This is a genomic window from Mycobacterium sp. NGS59 (assembly GCF_059812345.1).
In genome coordinates this window covers 1-15,786 of record NZ_JCALCN010000039.1, presented here as the reverse complement: position 1 = coordinate 15,786, position 15,786 = coordinate 1, and the positions used below count along the sequence as shown (strand labels likewise).

The window sequence follows — 15,786 nt, the reverse complement described above, 5'->3', positions numbered from 1 at the left end:
ATTCCTTTCACGAGTTGCCATTCCTTTCACGAGTTGCTCAGTGCGACAACGAGATTGATGGTAACCGCCAGGATGACCGCGCCGAAGACATAGGAAAGCAACGCCTGGCACAGCGCGATACGACGCAGCTGCGTTGTCTCCAAGCTCGTGTCGGACACCTGATAGGTCATGCCGATGGTGAACCCGATGTAGAAGAAGTCCAGGAACCGTGGGCTTTCGTTGCCGTTGAAATTGATGCCGCGACCGTCGTTCGAGTAGTAGATGTCGGCATAGCGAATGCTGAATACGGTGTGCACCACGCACCACGCGGCGGCGATGCTGACCACGCCGACCGCGGCGGCGATGTCCTTCTCCACGCCGGCTTTGGAGCCCGCGACCAGCAGAAGTCCCACGCCGCCCAGGCTCGCGACACTGGCCGCCAAGATGATGGCGTCGGTGAACCACCCGCGCGGCGGATCCTCAGGCTCCACCCGGTCCCGCGTCGCGTCGGCGTCCATCGGCAAGACGACAATCCACGTCCAGACCAGGAAGATGGACGCCGCGGTGATCCACCCGACGCTGGGCGCATACCGCCAGCCAGCCAACACATGCACCAGCACCGCAGCCACGGCTCCGGCCAGAGCCGCCACCAGCAGCCGAATCACCCCGACGCGCAAACCGAACACCCTTAACGGGCGTCGGGCTGCAGTGCCGTCAGAGCCCCGGCGCTGAACCTCGCCAGTTCTTCGGCCTCGTCCCGATCGAGGGCCGCCGCGAAGATCTCGGCCATTCGCCGATTGGTCGCGCGCTCGACGTCGGCGTAGCGGTCCCTCTTGTCCGCGCCGTCGGCGAACGGCTCCGGCCAACCGAACATCGTGGTGTATTGGTGACCCTTGTTGAGCATGTGGGCTTCGACCGGACTGATGCCCGAGTCGCTGAGAGCGTCGAAATGCACGCCCGCGCGAAGTTCGCGCAGGACGAACATCACCTGCAGCGCGCGGGCGGGCGCGTCGTCGGCCAGCGGCATGGTGCGCCAGCCGTCATACAGTGGCAGGCCGGCGGACGGCGTCGCGGCGATGATCTTCTCCCCCAGTTCGGCCACGCGGTCCATCCCCTCGACGCCGGTCAAGTGCCGTCGCGCGAAGCCTGCGACCTGGTCCCAGTAGCGTTCGGCCGCACCGGAAGCGCCGCGCACCGCGACACCTTCGTCCCATAACGCCGAAAGCGAGGCGGGCTCGAACACCGCGAACGCCGAAGCGACCGTCTGGCCATCGGTCTCACCCAGCACGCCGCCGCGACCGGCGACATATCCGGCCAGCGGGTTCTCGTAGCCGGCCGCGATGCTTTCGGCGAATGTCTCCGGATGCAGCATGAAGAGCGCGACCGCCTTCTCGATGGGAGCTCCAGCGGCGCGGGCCGCCTCCGACATGTCGTCTGGGCTCATGCGGATCCTCCTTTGTGGGCTAACCGACCGCCTCTGTCGAGGTGGCCAACGGCAAAGCTGCGTCAACCGGCGTGAGTTCCGCGGAAAGACCTGCCGCACACCGTATGTCAACGAACGCTTCGATCATCGCATCGGTGGCCTCGTGCGGGTCAGCCAGGGTTACGTCGTCGGTCAACACCGAGATTGCCAGTTGGTCGACGTAGCTCCAAACCGTGATGTTCATGCCGCTGCCGGCGACGATCGGTCCCACGGAATAGATCTCGCTGACGGTGGCGCCTTCGACATCGCCCCGCTGCCGCGGGCCCGGCACGTTCGAAACGGTCAAATTCATCACGCTTGCCGACTCGACACGTCGTGCCTGGGTGCGAAACAGCTTCGGCGCCAACGACGGTGGCAGGTAGGACATCCAGGCCGGCAGCACGGTGGGGCCCAGCAGGTGGTGGTTCTCTTTGGCGATCTTGGTGGACACCGAGGTCAACTTCACCCGCTCGAGCGGATCCTCGACATGTACCGGCAGCGACGGCGTCATGTAAGTGAACTCGTTGCCCGCCAACCGATCTGGGGAGGTGTTGTAACTCACCGGCACACCGGCGATCAACGGGGCATCGGCCCGCCCGTCGTAACGCAGCAGCAGCCGTCGCAGCGCGCCGGCCACCATGGCCAGCACGACGTCGTTGAGCGTCACGCCGAGGTGCCTGGCGGTCGCCTTGACGTCCGAGAGCGCCAACGGCGCGGTCGCAAAACGGCGCCCCGGGGTCACCCGGTGGTTGATGAAACTCTGCGGCGGGGCGAAATTGCGGGCGAGGTCGGGGTGCGCGCCCCGTTCCCTGGCCCGGCGCCGGACCCGGGTGACACCGGCGCTCGTCTCGCTGACCAACCGGGGCAGCTTGCGGACCAGACCGGCGTGGTCGCGGGCGGCGGCGCTGAGCAGGTTGGCGCGGGTCGGCAGGTAGGTGGTGCCGGCGGGGTGCGGATCGTCGGGGTGTTCGCTCGCCATGGCCAGGGCCATCTGGTTGGCCGAGGCCACGCCGTCGGCCAGTACGTGATGGACCTTGTGGATGATGGCGATCCGGTCGTCCGAGAGACCCTCGGCGACGTACATCTCCCACAGGGGACGAGACCGGTCCAGCGGTGTGGTCGCGATGTGCCCGATCAGCTGATCCAGTTCGCGCCGGCCGCCGGGGGCGGCAACGCGCGCGCGGCGCAGGTGGTAGTCGAAGTCGATGTCGTCGTTGGTGATCCACATCGGGTGGTGCAGCTTCAGCGGGATGTCCACGAGCTGGTAACGCAACGGTTCCAACGCCATCAACCGTGGATAGGCGATCCGTCGGAACAACTCAAAGCTGAAGTCTCCCTTGAACTTCGAGATATCAAGCACACCGATCTTCAGTGTGTGCATGTGGATCTCGGGTGTCTCGCTGTACAGCATCAAGGCGTCCACGCCGTTGAGTCGCTTCACATTCCCGCCCGTTCGTCAGCACCGTCGGATGGTGTTACCCCATTCCACCCCTTTCTATGAGGTGCCGCCAGAACCCCGTTCGGCCAACCGCGACCACATCGGTAGAAGTCCGACGCTTGAAGATCGCTCTGCCGCGGGCTTGCAGGACCTAGCCTTGAGGTATGTCAGATCGAGCTCGCGAGCGAGCAGCGCAACGAGCTGCCGAGCTTGCTCGCCGGCGCGAGCGGCTCGAGGCAGGGCAGCCGGTCACCGCGGACGATGTGGCGTTGGAGATGCGCCGCGCCAAGGAGGCGCATCAGCGCGCCGAAGAGGCTCATCAGGCGGCGGCCGCCCGGCATGACAAGTCAGCCGACGTGCACGAGCAAGCGGCCGAGGTCCACGACCACGCCGCCACACACGGCCACGCCGACGCTTCTGCGCACGAAGCCCGCGCGCAGATGCACCGCCGGGCCGCGGCCGATGACCGAGCCGCCGCGGAACGCAGCCGACGGGAAGCCGAGGCCGAAGAAAGCTAGGTTGCGTCCCGGCGACCCTGGCTGAAGCGCCGTCGCGCGTCCTTCGACGAAGCCCTACCGAGACTTTCGGGCACTTCGGAAATTCTGCGTCCTGACTGCGGCAACGCACCTAGAGTGTGGCCTGGCGACGGGTCCGTTCCCTGCCGGGTAGGAGTCGATTCGTCCTGAGCTGATCGGAGGACGGTCACATGTCATATCTGATTGCGACGCCGGAACTCGTTTCGGCAGCGGCTACGAACTTCGCCAGTATCGGTTCCCTCCTCACCGAGGCCAACACGGCAGCGCTGGCCGCGACGACGGATGTGCTGCCGGCGGCCGCGGACGAAATCTCGGCAGCCATCGCCGCGTTGTTCGACAGCCACGGTCAGACTTATCAGGCGCTGAGCGCGCGTGCCGCCGCCTTTCATTCCCAGTTCGTGCAGCTCCTCGACGCGGGCGCCGGCGCCTACGCGGCCGCCGAAGCGACCAACGCCGGACAGGTTCTGCTGGATGTGGTGAATACGCCTACCCAGCTGTTGCTGGGGCGTCCATTGATCGGCGACGGTGCCAGCGGCGCCCCGGGAAGCGGAGCTAACGGCGGTGCCGGTGGCCTGCTGTGGGGCAACGGCGGCAACGGTGGTTCAGGAGGCGCCGGTCAGGCCGGTGGCAACGGCGGCAGCGCGGGGTTGTTAGGTAACGGCGGGTCCGGCGGCGCGGGTGGATCGGGCCAGTCTGGCGGCGCGGGTGGCAGCGGCGGGTGGTTGAACGGCAACGGCGGCAACGGCGGAGCGGGCGGCGCCGCTACGGCGGGCATCAGCGGTGGCATGCCGGGGCGAGGCGGTGATGGCGGCAGTGCCAACCTCTTCGGCGCCGGCGGCGCCGGCGGTCAAGGCGGTACCGGCCTGGCCGGCGCAAATGGTGTCAACCCAGTCATCACCGGGCAAGGCGCAACCGGCAGCACCGGCAACAGCATCTTCGGCAGCACCACCGGCAGTGCGTTCGGCTTCAACGGCGGCGACGGCGCCGACGGCGGTCTGGGTGCCACCGGAGGCACCGGCGGTACCGGAGGCAGCGTCATCGCCGACGGCACCGGCACCGGAGCCGCAGGCAATGGCGGCGCCGGCGGCTCCGGCGGCAACGGCGGTGCCGGCGGAACCGGCGGGAACGGCACTGCGCTCGGCGGCAGTGCGTTCGCCAGCGCCGGCACCGGTGGCAACGGGACCAACGCGTTGGCGTCCGGGGGTACGGGTGGCGGCGGCGGCGACGGCGGGCGGGCCACGGCGTTCGGCGGCGGTTCCGGCGTCGCGGGCTTCGGCGGCAACGGTGGCGGCGGCGCCGCGGGCGCGTCCGGCGGCACCGGTGGCACGGGCGGCACCGGCGGCAACGGCGGTCACGGCGGGATGCTGATCGGCAATGGCGGTGCCGGCGGCGCCGGGGGTACCGGCGGACTCGGAGGCACGGGCGCGGGTGGCGGTCTAGGTGGCGCCGCCGGCAACGGGGGGCAGGCCACCGGGGCGGTCAATGCCTTCCAAGTCGTCGGCGGCCAGGGCGGCGACGGTGGCGACGGTGCATCCGGCGGCACGGGCGGCACCGGCGGCGTCGGCGGAACGGGCGGCAACGGCGGCACCGGTGGACTGTTCGGTGACGGCGGCATCGGCGGCGACGCGGGCCGCGGTGGCTCGGGAGGCGAGGGCGGCAGCGGAGGTCGTGGTGGACCCGGCGGCAGCGGGGGTAATGCCTCAGCCAGCTCGGGCAGCACAACAACCGATGGCGGCTCCGGCGGCGACGGCGGCGACGGCGGCGACGGTGGTAACGGCGGCAAAGGTGGCGGCGCCGGCACAGTCGGTCTCGGCGGCGCCGGTGGCCTCTTCGGCGAACTGGGCGGCAACGGCGCCGCGGGTACCGGCGGCGCAGGCGGAGCCGGGGGTGGCGGCGTCAACGGCGGCGCCGCCGGAAGCTTCGGCACCGGGCAGTCGCCGGGAAACAACGGCACCGCCGGCAACCCGGGCGACAACGGTTTGCCGGGTCAGAGCGGTTGACTTTCCCCGCACTGAACGATCGGAGCCTGGTCAGCCGTTGAGGATCTCGGTGATCCCCTCCCGGTAGGTCGTGATTCGGAAATCGGGGAATCGGCGGGCGAATTTGGATGAGTCGAAGATGTTGTCGTCGCGGTAGCGCGGCAGCAGCTCGGAGGCTTCCTTGACCGCGGGATTGACCCATCCGCCGACCCGAAACGCGATCTCCGGGACCGTCGTGTAGCGGATGTCGCGACCGGTGACGCCGGAAGCGATGTCGATCATCTGTGCGTAGGTGAGTCGTTCGGGATCCGTTGGCAGGTGCCAGGTCTGGCCGAAGGCGTCAGGGGTGTTGCCGATCAGTCCCATGCCGCGGCTGGCGTCGGGGGTCCAGATCAGGGTTCTTCTGGTATGGGCGTTGATCGGGATCATCGGCCGCTTGCCCCGCTTGATCCGGTCGAAGACGGCGGAGTTGGTGAGGCTCTTGGTTTTGCCGGGGCCGTAGAACTCGGGCGCCCGGCAGATGACGGCTTCGATTCGGTCGGCGCGCATCTCCTCGATCACCATATTCGCGATCTCAGACCGGACAGCCGCTTTGCGGCCGCTGGGCTGGAAGGTGGTGTCTTCGGTCTGCGCGGTGGAGGTCCGTGGATACATGTAGGTGTTGTCGAAGAAGACCAGCTTGGTGCCGTGTCTGCGGCAGGCGGCGATGGTGTTGGCCATCATCACTGGAAACCGCTCTTCCCACAGTGTCGAGTCGATCGGCAGCCCGACGGTCAGGTAGGCGATGTCGCTGCCGGCGACAGCGTGCGCCGCGGCGTCGGCATCCATCAGGTCAGCGGGGAACAGCTGATCGGTGTCGTGCAATCTGGCGGGGTTGCGACTGACGAGGCGGATGTCCTCGGTGACGTTGTCGTGGAGGTAGCGGGTGAGTTCCTCGGCGATCTGACCGTTGGCACCCAGAACGGTCTGCATTGCGTATTCCTACTGGTTCGGGTCGGGCTGATTGACGTCGGTCGGCGGACTGCTGTGTCGTCTCGTGGGAAACGACACGGGCACCGGGATGTGCAGGGCGTTTTGGCACTCGGTGAAGACGTCGAACCGGATGGGTCTGATCGGCTTGAGCGAGCGGACGTCGTCGGCCAGCCGCCCCGAGTCCAACTCCAGCGGGACGTCTCTCGGCAGCAGCGTGCTGCCGACGGCAAGGGTGTTGGTCTGGCTCAGCGTCGCGTGCCAGCCGCCGTTCAATTCCGTGTACGAGATCAGCGTGGAGATCTTGGTACCGCTGGCTACCCGCTTCTGCCGCGGGGTGGCGACGTCGATCGCGATGTCGGTGCCGCCGCCGTCGTTGGCCACCCGCGCCCTGGTCCGTCGCTCGTCGATCTCGACGTCGATGTCGGTGAGCCATTTCGGGAAGCCGTAGCCGTCGTGGCCGCGGACTCGGGCGATTTCGGTGTTCACCGGCAGCGACAGGACGTAGGCGTGCAGCGAGTCGTTGGCCAGGGACGAGAGGAGGTCGGCGACACCGAGGCTGCCGTGTCGCGGGGGTCGGACCGCGATGCCGACGGTGGCCTCGGTGTAGAAGTCGATGTCGCACACGTCGTAACGGAAGAACACCACGGAGAACAGCCCGATCCCCGGAGCGATCTGCAGAGGAACCAGCTCACCGGGCAGCCGGGACCGCAGCGCCTTGGTCGGGGCGACGTAGGTGATCTGGGCCTTCGACATCGCATAGTAGAAGTTCGGCGTACGAGTCGGTCCGATCTGGGACTGGACCTGCGTCTTGGGCAGCGTCCGGAAGAAGTCGACACTGCGCACGCGCGGATCCGCACTGACGACGTCCAGGTCGGTGTCCATGCGGTAGCGGTCGTACAGTCCGCCCTTGGGCACGGTGACCCTGCACTCTCCGAAATCGACTTCGACCAGGTCCTCGACCGTGCCGTCGTCACGTCCGGTGCTCGACGCCATCACGACCCCTTTTCCTATGTGTGCATTGCATACATAGGGACGATAGGATCCCATGTGAGCGGTGTCAACATCGCCGTTTGGGGCGCGGCGGTACGACACGCCATGCTTGAGGTCGGGCAGGGCGAGGAGGTACGAACACAGCCATGACGACGACCGCGAAGCGCAGCTACCATCACGGCGACCTGCGCGCCGCGCTGCTGACGACGGCGATGGGCATGCTGGAGCGGGGTGAGCAGTTCTCCATTCGCGCTGTAGCCCGCGAGGCCGGCGTCTCCCCCACCGCCCCGTACCGGCACTTCCCCGATCGCGAGGCGCTGGAATCCGCACTGGCGGCGCAAGGCCTGCGCGACTTGAGGGCCGACCTCACGCGCGGCCGCGAATTGCCTTGCACCACCGATGAACTGGCCGACTTAGGCGTCGCCTACGTCGAGTTCGCGATCCGCCGACCCGCACTGTTCCGGCTGATGTTCGGCAACGAGTGCGACCACGAGAGCGACGAGCGGGTGCAGGCGGCGGCCGCGGTGCACGAGCTGCTCGCGACGGCGATCACGCGCGTGTTCCCGGATTCCGATCCCATCGATCTCGCCTTGGGGGGCTGGGGACTGGTACACGGCCTGGCCTACCTCTATCTGGACCGCAAGCTCACCAGTCCGTCGATCGAGGACATCGCCGCGCAGGTTCGCTCGTCGTTCATCGCCGTACTCACTGCGCGGCCCTGATTCGACCGGGCCTCTCGTTGACTCCCCTGCGCACCCGCGCTACCTTGATGTAAGCAATGCATACATTCGGCGTCGAACCTCGGAGCCGCAGAAGTGGAGGGACGCCGTGACTGATCTCCCGCCGTCCGTGACGCCCTACCTCGAACACGAGGCCAGGAAGCTGTGCGAGCAGACCGACCCGCACCCCCGGATCTACGAGGTTCCGCCAGAGCAGGGGCGAAAGATCCTCTCCGACTTGCAGAGTGGCGAGGGCGTCGCGCGTCCCGAGGTCGACGAGGAATGGGTCGAGGTGGATGCCAGCGAGTGGGGCATCGTCCGCACCCGCATCATCCGGCCCAAGGGCGTGGAGGGTTCGCTGCCGGTCGTCTTCTACATCCACGGCGCCGGATGGGTTTTCGGCGACGAACACACCCACGACCGGATCTTCCGCGAGCTCACCGTCGGCGCGGACGCCGCCGGTGTCTTCCCGGTCTATGACCGCGCACCGGAGAAGGGATATCCCACCCAAGTCGAGCAGAACTACGCCGTCGGCCAATGGGTCCTCGAGCACGGAGCCGACCACGGACTCGACACGTCACGCATCGCGGTCACCGGTGAATCCGTCGGCGGCTGCATGTCCGCGGTCTTCGCGCTGATGAACAAGGACCGCGGCGGCATCGACCTCAAGGCGCAGGTGCTGCTCTACCCGGTCACCAATGCGAACTTCGACACCCCTTCGTACCTGCAATTCGCCGAGGGCTACTACCTCACCCGCGATGGGATGCAATGGTTCTGGGACGCCTACACCACCGACGAAACCCAGCGTGCCGAAAAGTACGCCTCACCCCTACAGGCCTCGCTCGACGACCTCGAAGGGCTGCCGACCACACTCGTCATCACCGACGAAGCCGACGTGCTACGCGACGAGGGTGAGCAGTACGCCAACAAGCTCCGCGAAGCCGGCGTCGACGTCACCGCCGTTCGCGTCGCCGGCATGGTCCACGACTTCCTGCTCTTGGACAGCCTCCGCGCCACCAAAGCCGCCATCGTCGCCCGCGGCCTGGCGATCGACGCACTGAAAAAGGCGCTGCACTAGCCATTCCCCGATCACAGCCAGCCGCCATCACTCCACGAGAAAGCCGCCGCCCAATGACCAAGCGCATCCTGAACGTCGTCAGCAACGTCGCCCACTACGACGACCCCGACCACCCAACGGGCCTATGGCTCTCAGAACTCACCCACGCCTGGCACATCTTCGACGAGCACGGCTTTCAGCAGGATCTCGTCAGCCCCGCCGGCGGTGAGGTGCCGCTGGAGCCACGAGCGCTGAAGTTTCCCAACTACGACAAGACCGCCAAAGCCTGGCGCGCCGACCCCGCCAAAATGGCGCTCTTGAGCAACACCAAGAGCCCGAGCGAGATCAACTCCTCCGACTACGACGCCATCTACTTCACCGGCGGCCACGCCGTCATGTACGACTTCCCCAATAGTGAAGGCCTGCAGCGCATCACCCGGGAAATCTACGAACGCGGTGACATCGTTTCGTCGGTCTGCCACGGCTACTGCGGACTGCTCAACACCACACTGTCCGATGGCTCCTACCTCATCGCCGGCAAGGAGATGACCGGCTTCGCCTGGAAGGAAGAAGTCCTTGCACGCGTCGACAAGCTCGTCCCCTACAACGCCGAGGAGCGCGCCAAGGAGCGAGGTGCGCTCTACAAGAAGGCCTTGATTCCCTTCGTGTCCCACACCGTTGTCGACGGCAATCTCGTCACCGGACAGAATCCGGGCTCAGCCAAGGCCACGGCCAAGAAGGTCGCTTCGCTTCTCCGCTAGACCGCCGGCAGCGAAGTGCGCCTCGGGCGGCCAGCGAGGGTCCACCGACAAATTGCTGCGCTCATTGGGTCGGCGCATCGATCACCGGCCCACACAACTTTCCGGGGTCCCTTCTCCCCGACCCGTGCGACTACCACCGTGCTGGTGCTGCAGTGTCCATCGACAGCGGTCGCTCGTAGGAAAGGTCTGTGCGATCGCGCGTGCCCACGAGATATCCCTTGTCAGTGAAGAACGATGACTGTAAAACCCGAGCGTCAGCCAGGAACATTCCCTCGACTGTGGAGCGACGAACGGCTATGCGCCAGTTGCCTTCTCGCCGTTCCAGGCGGTCAATGTAACGGCCTGTTATGAACTGGGCGCTCTTTCCGTCTGGTCCGATCAGCACCACGAGTACGTAGCTTTCCGCATGCGCGGTCGCGCCATCAATTTCACACGTGTGCGTGGTGATGTTGTGGGTGTGCACCCGCGAAGTTTCGGCATGGATTTTGTTCGCCCACTCACTGTAATCAGGTCCTGAGTTCACCGCGTGGCCGTGCTCGTCGACGCCATCACTGTGATAAGCCGAGGTGATCAGGTCGACGTCGTGACGGTCGCAGCCGCGGGCATGACGCGAGATGCAGTCAAGAATTTGCGTGCGATCCATCAGATAGCGAACGTCTCGTCGGAGGGTGTCGGTCTGGACATACATGGTCATGATTTACACCTCTCACGTCGTCGCACGTCAACGCAGCAGACGATCCATGGCACTGTACAAGTGTACAGCACCCCGCGGGTGGGAGAATACAAGTATTCGAACGATCGGAAGCTGATGACGACATCTTCGCGGCGAGTTGGCGCCGAAACGTCCAAGACTCGGGACACCCTTCTTGACTGCGTCGAGAAGATGATGCTCGAGGAGGGTTACGCGAGCGTTACCTATAGGGCGCTGGCTGCGAAGGCTGGTGTCACATCGAGCCTGGTGCAGTATTACTTCCCGAGTGTCGACGACATCTTCATCGCTGCGATTCGGCGCTACGCGGAACGCAATCTGGCATACCTCACGAGTGAGTTGCAGCGCCGCGCCGATGAGCCTCTTCGCACCGTGTGGGAGTACTCGTGGGAAGAAGCCACTGGCGCTTTGATGACCGAGTTCATGGCGCTGGGCAATCACCGCAAGTCCATTCGCAACGAGATTGCCGCAGTGACAGAGGGTGTGCGCAAAGTGCAATTGGACGCGCTAGTGGCAAAGTTTGGTCGGAAGGCGCGTCCGATCGGCGATCTATCACTACCGGCGCTTCAGTTGCTGATGTCCGGGCTGCCGAAATTCATCAACCTTGAAGAGGGCATCGGCGTGAAGTCGGCGCACCGCGAGGTTACCAAGGCGTTCGAGCGTTACATCGATTCCGTGGAACCGCGTGCTAATCCGTCGAGGAAGAAGACGCCGTCGCGACGGCGAGGGAGCGTGCATCAGAAATAGTGTGGCCGGCGGGATCCGAGAAGGCCGGTCCGGTTTGCATGCGCCGCAGCAACTCCCAGTCATCTACCGCAAAACATGCCGCGGTACTAAGTCGTTGATCACCGAATCCGGGCGGGCAGCCACGGTGCAACCAGCCATGCTCCAACATCAGGCGCTGCCACTGGCGCGCCCATGGCGGTATGTCGGCGCGCGACCGTGGACGCGTAGCCGCCGCCTCAGCCACCGAAGCCACACGTTCGTCCAAGAAGACCGTCGACTTGTTCCGAAAGTCTTTACTTCGGTGTCGAATTTGAGTTGCACAATCGTCCCGTCGTGCGCTCAACGCATTACATGCGCGCACTGCTGCCGGGGGTGCACGTCAAAGAGATCGCGATAGGACGGTGGCTGACGGTCACCCTCGTCGACAATGCCATACGTCGCCGCAAGTTCGGCGCCGATCAGCGTCTGGCCACTCAGCGTCATCAGTTCCGGGTCGTTGAAAAGTGCCCAGATGACGTGGCCGGTCAGTTCCGGGGTTTCCGCGGTCTCGAGAATGTGGCCAAACTTCTCAGGGTTGCTTGCAATGATCTTGCGGACCCTGTCGGTGAGCAGTGAGCCCATCCATATCGAAATAGCCGCGATGTCGAATTCTTTGAGGTCGAAGGCCATGTCAGCGGCCATCTTGTCGGTGCCGGCCTTCGGCACTCCGTAAGCGGGTCCGAACGCGTAGTGCACCGCACCCGAAGACGACGAGAACGCCACCAGGCCTTTGCGCTGGGGAAGCATGAGTGGAACAGCAAGAACGGTAGCGACGTAGCTGCTGCGGAGACCGACATCAAGTGTGTCGATGACGTTGAGAGGCTCCTCCCAGAATTTCGTCCGCCCCATCATCTCGTCGCAAATGATGGCCGCGTTGTTGACCAAAATGTCGACGCGGCCCACCTCGTTGCGTATGCGATCAAACAAGTCGCTTACTTGAGCGTCGTCGCCGTGGTCGACACCGACCGCGATCCCGTTGCCGCCCGCCGCGGTGACTTGCGCTGCCGTCTCGTCGATACTGCCCCTGCGCGGCGACTCGTCACCGCTGCGGGTGCGACCTGTCACATAAACGGTGCAACCGTGGCTACCCAACGCGCGCGCGATGCCCGCGCCGGCGCCTCGGCTGGCACCCGTCACCACTGCAATCCGGTTGTCCGACATCGGATTCTCCTCTATGAGCCGGACATCGGCTCTCAGTCCTCGATCTTTGCGGCTTCTTTGAGTTCGGTGATGGGCCGCGCCAGGCCCTGCTGGTCGCAGATACGTTGAAGCCGCTGCACCGTTTCATCCACCCCGGGGCCGGACCGCGGACTGGGCGTGAAGGTGGCGGGCAAATGTCGCATTCCTTGAATCACGCCGATGCTGTCGTAGTGGACAGTCCCTTCAGGCACACACTGGTAGTCCGGCATTCGGTCCAGTACCGCTGTGAGCATCGACTTGAACACTGCACGCGCCACGTTGGACCCTATGCACCGATGAACGCCTAATCCGAAGCTGAAGTGACGGTTGCCTTTTCGATCCAGGACGACACTGTCGGGATCGGCGAACAATGCCGGATCACGGTTCGCCATCGCCCACGACAACCACAGGCGTTCACCCTCCTTGAGTGCGGCACCGGAGATTTCGACGTCCTGGGCGATGGTGCGGGCATCGCCGGGCGCGGGGGTGAAATAGCGCAGGAACTCCTCGGTGGCGGGATTAAGCAGGGTCTCCCGGTCCCGGCTGAGTCGGGTGCGCTCGGAGGGGTGCTGCGCCAACCATTCCAGCGCGTGAGCGGTCAAAGCGGTCGTGGTATCGAAGCCACCGCCGATGAGCAGGTTCAGCATGCCGAGCAACTCGATATCCGGCGGTGCTTCGCCGTCGAGCTGCATTCTGACTAGCGCATCGATGATGCCCGGTCGGGGGTTCTCTCGAATCTGCGCAAGGTTGGTGAAAAGGTCGACGCCCATTGCCATATACAGCTCACGCATGCGGGGGGCTTCTGGCGAGTCGGGTCGTGTGTAGACCAATGCATGCGCGGGTTCGTTGTAGAGAGTCCACTTCTCTAACGGAACTCCGAGCATTGCCAGGGTGAGTACGGCCGGCACTACATTGGCGAGATCGTCGACGAAGTCGATTCGTCCCGCTTCGATGTGGTCGTCGATGCACGCGCGAGTGATCTCGTCGACGAAGGGCTCCCAGCGCTTAACCGCCGCCGGCGACAAATAGGGGTTGAGCACCGTTCGGTAGTAGCGGTGTTCGGGATCATCCATTTCGAGCATCCCGCCGCGGTAATTTTCCGCTTCGACCGTCAACGGTATTGAAATGCCTTTGTATCCTCGGCGTTCGTTGTGGACGTCATGATCATTGGAGACATACGGGCAGCGCGCAAGTTCGAAGACTTCTCGGCCCCCTGCGGCAATCCAGTGGCCGTCGTAGGTGTCCGTCCAGGCGATCGGACACCGCCGATGCATATCGTGGGTGATGTCAAGAAAGTTCTCACGGTAATCATTGGCGTGACGGTCGAAGTGATACGTGGCACCGCTGGTTCCACGAGCGGGACCTGCGTGAAGTGAGCTCACGTCGTCACACCCGTCGCTGGCCGCGCGCGGTGCGCGCAGCGATCTCACGGTCGAGCATGATCGAAATGGCTTGCTCTGGGCAGGAACTGACGGCTTCGCGCGCCGCGGCGTGCTGGTCTTCTGGAACGTCCTCGACGGTGGCGTGCGCGTGCCCATCGACATCATGCAGCTCGAACGATTCGGGTGCGATCATGGCGCACAGGGTGTGGCCTTGGCATCGTGATGGATCGACGTGGACTCGCACGTTACCTCCTCGTATTGCGCGACAACGGTTTACGTATTTCAGTCAAATGACAGCGCCACCGTTTACTCCGATTACCTGCCCGTTGACGTAGCCGGCTCCTTCGGAGCACAGAAATGAGCAGACCGCTGCTACTTCCTCGGCCACGCCAAGGCGACCGGCAGGGATGGCTTGTACGAGCGTCTCCGTGCCGGGAAGTTTGCCCTCATCTTGTCGCTGTCGAAGCATTGGTGAATCAATGACGAACGGTGGCACGGTGTTGGCTGTAATGCCTTTGCGGGCGTAATCCAAGGCGATCGTCTTTGTCATCGCGATGACCCCGCCCTTGGTGGCCGAATAGTGCCCTTGTCGAGGAGCGCCCTGCTGCCCTGCTGCGGAGGAAATAGTCACGATGCGGCCCCATCTGGCGGCCACCATGTCAGATAGGGCATTACGGATACACAGGAAGGTGCCGGTGAGATTGACCGCTAGGTATCGGTTCCACTCTTCCAGAGTGATCTTGTCGAAACGTGTGAAACCCGCAATCGCCGCGCTGGTCACAAGGATCTCGACGGGCCCGAGTGAGTTGCGGACGTCGGCGAACGCGGCCTCTACCGCAAGCTCATCAGACACGTCAGCATCCCGGGGAAAAGCCTTGCCGCCCAGGTCATTTATCTCGATGGCGACTTTCTCAGCACTTTCTGGATTTACGTCCACCAAGCCCACACGATGCCCGTCGGCCGCTAGTTTCAGGCTGATCGACCGACCCAGCCCAGACCCCGCGCCAGTCACTATGGCTGTTCGGCTCACCGCACCACTTTCTGAAGAGATCATTACTCGATGCTGTACGAATGTATAGCGTGCCTACCGGGGAACACAAGCACGTATCCGCGAAGCAGGCTCGTACGCCTAGACCCCCGCCGGACCCGGCGCTCCGTGCATATAGAGCGTTTGACCCGAACAGAAGCTCGATGCGTCGGATGCAAAAAACAGCACCCCGTAACCGATCTCATCGGGTTCACCGAGCCGGCCCAACCCGTTGGTCATCGCGATAGCCTCCGGATCCAGGCCATAGCGCGCCGCGTCGTCGGTCAAGGTAGCGGCCCGCACCGCTCCGACCGCAATAGCGTTGACCCTTATGCCCTTCTTGGCCCAAGCGGCAGCCATTGACCCCGTCAGGTTGTTGACGGCCGCCTTTGCTGCGCCGTAGGGCGCAGCCTGCGGCATCGCCAGCAAGCTTGCCCCAGAAGAGATATTGACGATCGCCCCTTTGCCCTGAGTCATCATCTGCCTGGCGGCCGCTTTGGAAAGGTGCCAGACCGCTTTGAAATTGAGGTCCAGCACTGTCTCGAAATCGTCATCGGGCCACTTCATGATCGACTTCGTTTCCGCCCCACCAGCACAATTGACCAGCACGTCAAGCCGGCCAAACTCGGCCACTGCCGCATCGACCAGGCCGCGACACGCCTCTGCAGTAGTGACATCCGTGGAAACCGCAAGCGCACGGCGACCCATCGCCACCACTTCCTGCGCCGTCGATTCGAGCGGCTCGGGGCGACGGCCGGCCAATACCAAATTGGCGCCATACTCGGCTAGTGTCACGCGTCTGAATTTGGTTTACGGGTGTGGGGCATGATT

The 15,786-nt window shown here is 64.7% G+C and carries 17 protein-coding genes; 6 read left to right on the top strand and 11 right to left on the bottom strand.

The genetic code is table 11. The features are described from left to right. Nucleotides 1–26 precede the first annotated feature (26 nt). Genes AC5Y46_RS24855 through AC5Y46_RS24845 form a run of 3 tightly spaced genes read right to left on the bottom strand, consistent with a single transcriptional unit; the run spans nucleotide 27 to nucleotide 2,882 of the window. The gene (locus AC5Y46_RS24855; protein ID WP_499993661.1) at nucleotides 27–665 is read right to left on the bottom strand and encodes a DUF1345 domain-containing protein; all 639 of its coding nucleotides are present in this window, start codon (nucleotides 663–665) and stop codon (nucleotides 27–29) included. Between the two features lie 2 nt (nucleotides 666–667). Continuing rightward, complete coding sequence (locus AC5Y46_RS24850; RefSeq protein WP_499993659.1) at nucleotides 668–1,423, bottom strand: SCO6745 family protein; 756 nt, start codon at nucleotides 1,421–1,423, stop codon at nucleotides 668–670. Between the two features lie 19 nt (nucleotides 1,424–1,442). Next, on the bottom strand, nucleotides 1,443–2,882 hold the full coding sequence (locus AC5Y46_RS24845; protein ID WP_499993658.1) for a WS/DGAT/MGAT family O-acyltransferase: 1,440 nt from the start codon (nucleotides 2,880–2,882) through the stop codon (nucleotides 1,443–1,445). A 161-nt stretch (nucleotides 2,883–3,043) separates the two neighbouring features. Between AC5Y46_RS24845 and AC5Y46_RS24840 the strand changes: the two genes are divergently transcribed. Beyond that, entirely contained in the window at nucleotides 3,044–3,397 is a 354-nt protein-coding gene (locus tag AC5Y46_RS24840; RefSeq protein ID WP_499993656.1) for a hypothetical protein, read from the top strand. Nucleotides 3,398–3,585: 188 nt separating this feature from the next. After that, a complete protein-coding gene (locus tag AC5Y46_RS24835) occupies nucleotides 3,586–5,415 on the top strand; it encodes a PE family protein (RefSeq protein ID WP_499993655.1) in 1,830 nt (609 codons plus the stop codon). A 30-nt stretch (nucleotides 5,416–5,445) separates the two neighbouring features. Here AC5Y46_RS24835 and AC5Y46_RS24830 read toward each other — a convergent pair whose 3' ends face one another. Both AC5Y46_RS24830 and AC5Y46_RS24825 read right to left on the bottom strand, forming a co-directional pair. Beyond that, the gene (locus AC5Y46_RS24830) at nucleotides 5,446–6,366 is read right to left on the bottom strand and encodes an NAD-dependent epimerase/dehydratase family protein (RefSeq protein ID WP_499993654.1); all 921 of its coding nucleotides are present in this window, start codon (nucleotides 6,364–6,366) and stop codon (nucleotides 5,446–5,448) included. 9 nt (nucleotides 6,367–6,375) lie between these two features. After that, nucleotides 6,376–7,359: an acetoacetate decarboxylase family protein gene (locus AC5Y46_RS24825; RefSeq protein ID WP_499993652.1), complete on the bottom strand. Its 984-nt coding sequence runs from the start codon at nucleotides 7,357–7,359 to the stop codon at nucleotides 6,376–6,378. 143 nt (nucleotides 7,360–7,502) lie between these two features. On the opposite strand from AC5Y46_RS24825, the gene AC5Y46_RS24820 reads away from it, so the two are divergent. The 3 genes from AC5Y46_RS24820 (at nucleotide 7,503) to AC5Y46_RS24810 (ending at nucleotide 9,893) form a co-directional block, all read left to right on the top strand. Further along, on the top strand, nucleotides 7,503–8,078 hold the full coding sequence (locus AC5Y46_RS24820) for a TetR/AcrR family transcriptional regulator (RefSeq protein ID WP_499993651.1): 576 nt from the start codon (nucleotides 7,503–7,505) through the stop codon (nucleotides 8,076–8,078). A gap of 106 nt (nucleotides 8,079–8,184) precedes the next feature. Next, a complete protein-coding gene (locus AC5Y46_RS24815) occupies nucleotides 8,185–9,153 on the top strand; it encodes an alpha/beta hydrolase (RefSeq protein WP_499993649.1) in 969 nt (322 codons plus the stop codon). A gap of 53 nt (nucleotides 9,154–9,206) precedes the next feature. Then, on the top strand, nucleotides 9,207–9,893 hold the full coding sequence (locus tag AC5Y46_RS24810; protein ID WP_499993648.1) for a type 1 glutamine amidotransferase domain-containing protein: 687 nt from the start codon (nucleotides 9,207–9,209) through the stop codon (nucleotides 9,891–9,893). Between the two features lie 130 nt (nucleotides 9,894–10,023). Here the strand turns inward: AC5Y46_RS24810 and AC5Y46_RS24805 are convergent, their stop codons facing one another. Beyond that, entirely contained in the window at nucleotides 10,024–10,587 is a 564-nt protein-coding gene (locus tag AC5Y46_RS24805) for a nuclear transport factor 2 family protein (protein WP_499993646.1), read from the bottom strand. A 114-nt stretch (nucleotides 10,588–10,701) separates the two neighbouring features. Between AC5Y46_RS24805 and AC5Y46_RS24800 the strand changes: the two genes are divergently transcribed. Then, nucleotides 10,702–11,349 carry a TetR/AcrR family transcriptional regulator gene (locus tag AC5Y46_RS24800; protein ID WP_499993645.1) on the top strand — a complete coding sequence of 216 codons (648 nt, stop codon included), beginning with the start codon at nucleotides 10,702–10,704 and terminating at the stop codon, nucleotides 11,347–11,349. A gap of 318 nt (nucleotides 11,350–11,667) precedes the next feature. Here the strand turns inward: AC5Y46_RS24800 and AC5Y46_RS24795 are convergent, their stop codons facing one another. From AC5Y46_RS24795 to AC5Y46_RS24775, 5 genes are all read right to left on the bottom strand, one after another. Next, nucleotides 11,668–12,528, bottom strand: a complete 861-nt coding sequence (locus tag AC5Y46_RS24795) for an SDR family NAD(P)-dependent oxidoreductase (RefSeq protein ID WP_499993643.1) — start codon at nucleotides 12,526–12,528, stop codon at nucleotides 11,668–11,670. A gap of 32 nt (nucleotides 12,529–12,560) precedes the next feature. Continuing rightward, on the bottom strand, nucleotides 12,561–13,928 hold the full coding sequence (locus AC5Y46_RS24790; RefSeq protein WP_499993642.1) for a cytochrome P450: 1,368 nt from the start codon (nucleotides 13,926–13,928) through the stop codon (nucleotides 12,561–12,563). Between the two features lie 4 nt (nucleotides 13,929–13,932). Then, nucleotides 13,933–14,172 (bottom strand): ferredoxin, encoded by a 240-nt coding sequence (locus AC5Y46_RS24785; protein ID WP_499993641.1) that lies wholly within the window; start codon nucleotides 14,170–14,172, stop codon nucleotides 13,933–13,935. A 42-nt stretch (nucleotides 14,173–14,214) separates the two neighbouring features. Next, entirely contained in the window at nucleotides 14,215–14,982 is a 768-nt protein-coding gene (locus AC5Y46_RS24780; RefSeq protein ID WP_499993640.1) for an SDR family NAD(P)-dependent oxidoreductase, read from the bottom strand. A 75-nt stretch (nucleotides 14,983–15,057) separates the two neighbouring features. Continuing rightward, nucleotides 15,058–15,750 carry an SDR family NAD(P)-dependent oxidoreductase gene (locus AC5Y46_RS24775; protein WP_499993638.1) on the bottom strand — a complete coding sequence of 231 codons (693 nt, stop codon included), beginning with the start codon at nucleotides 15,748–15,750 and terminating at the stop codon, nucleotides 15,058–15,060. Between the last annotated feature and the right edge of the window lie 36 nt (nucleotides 15,751–15,786).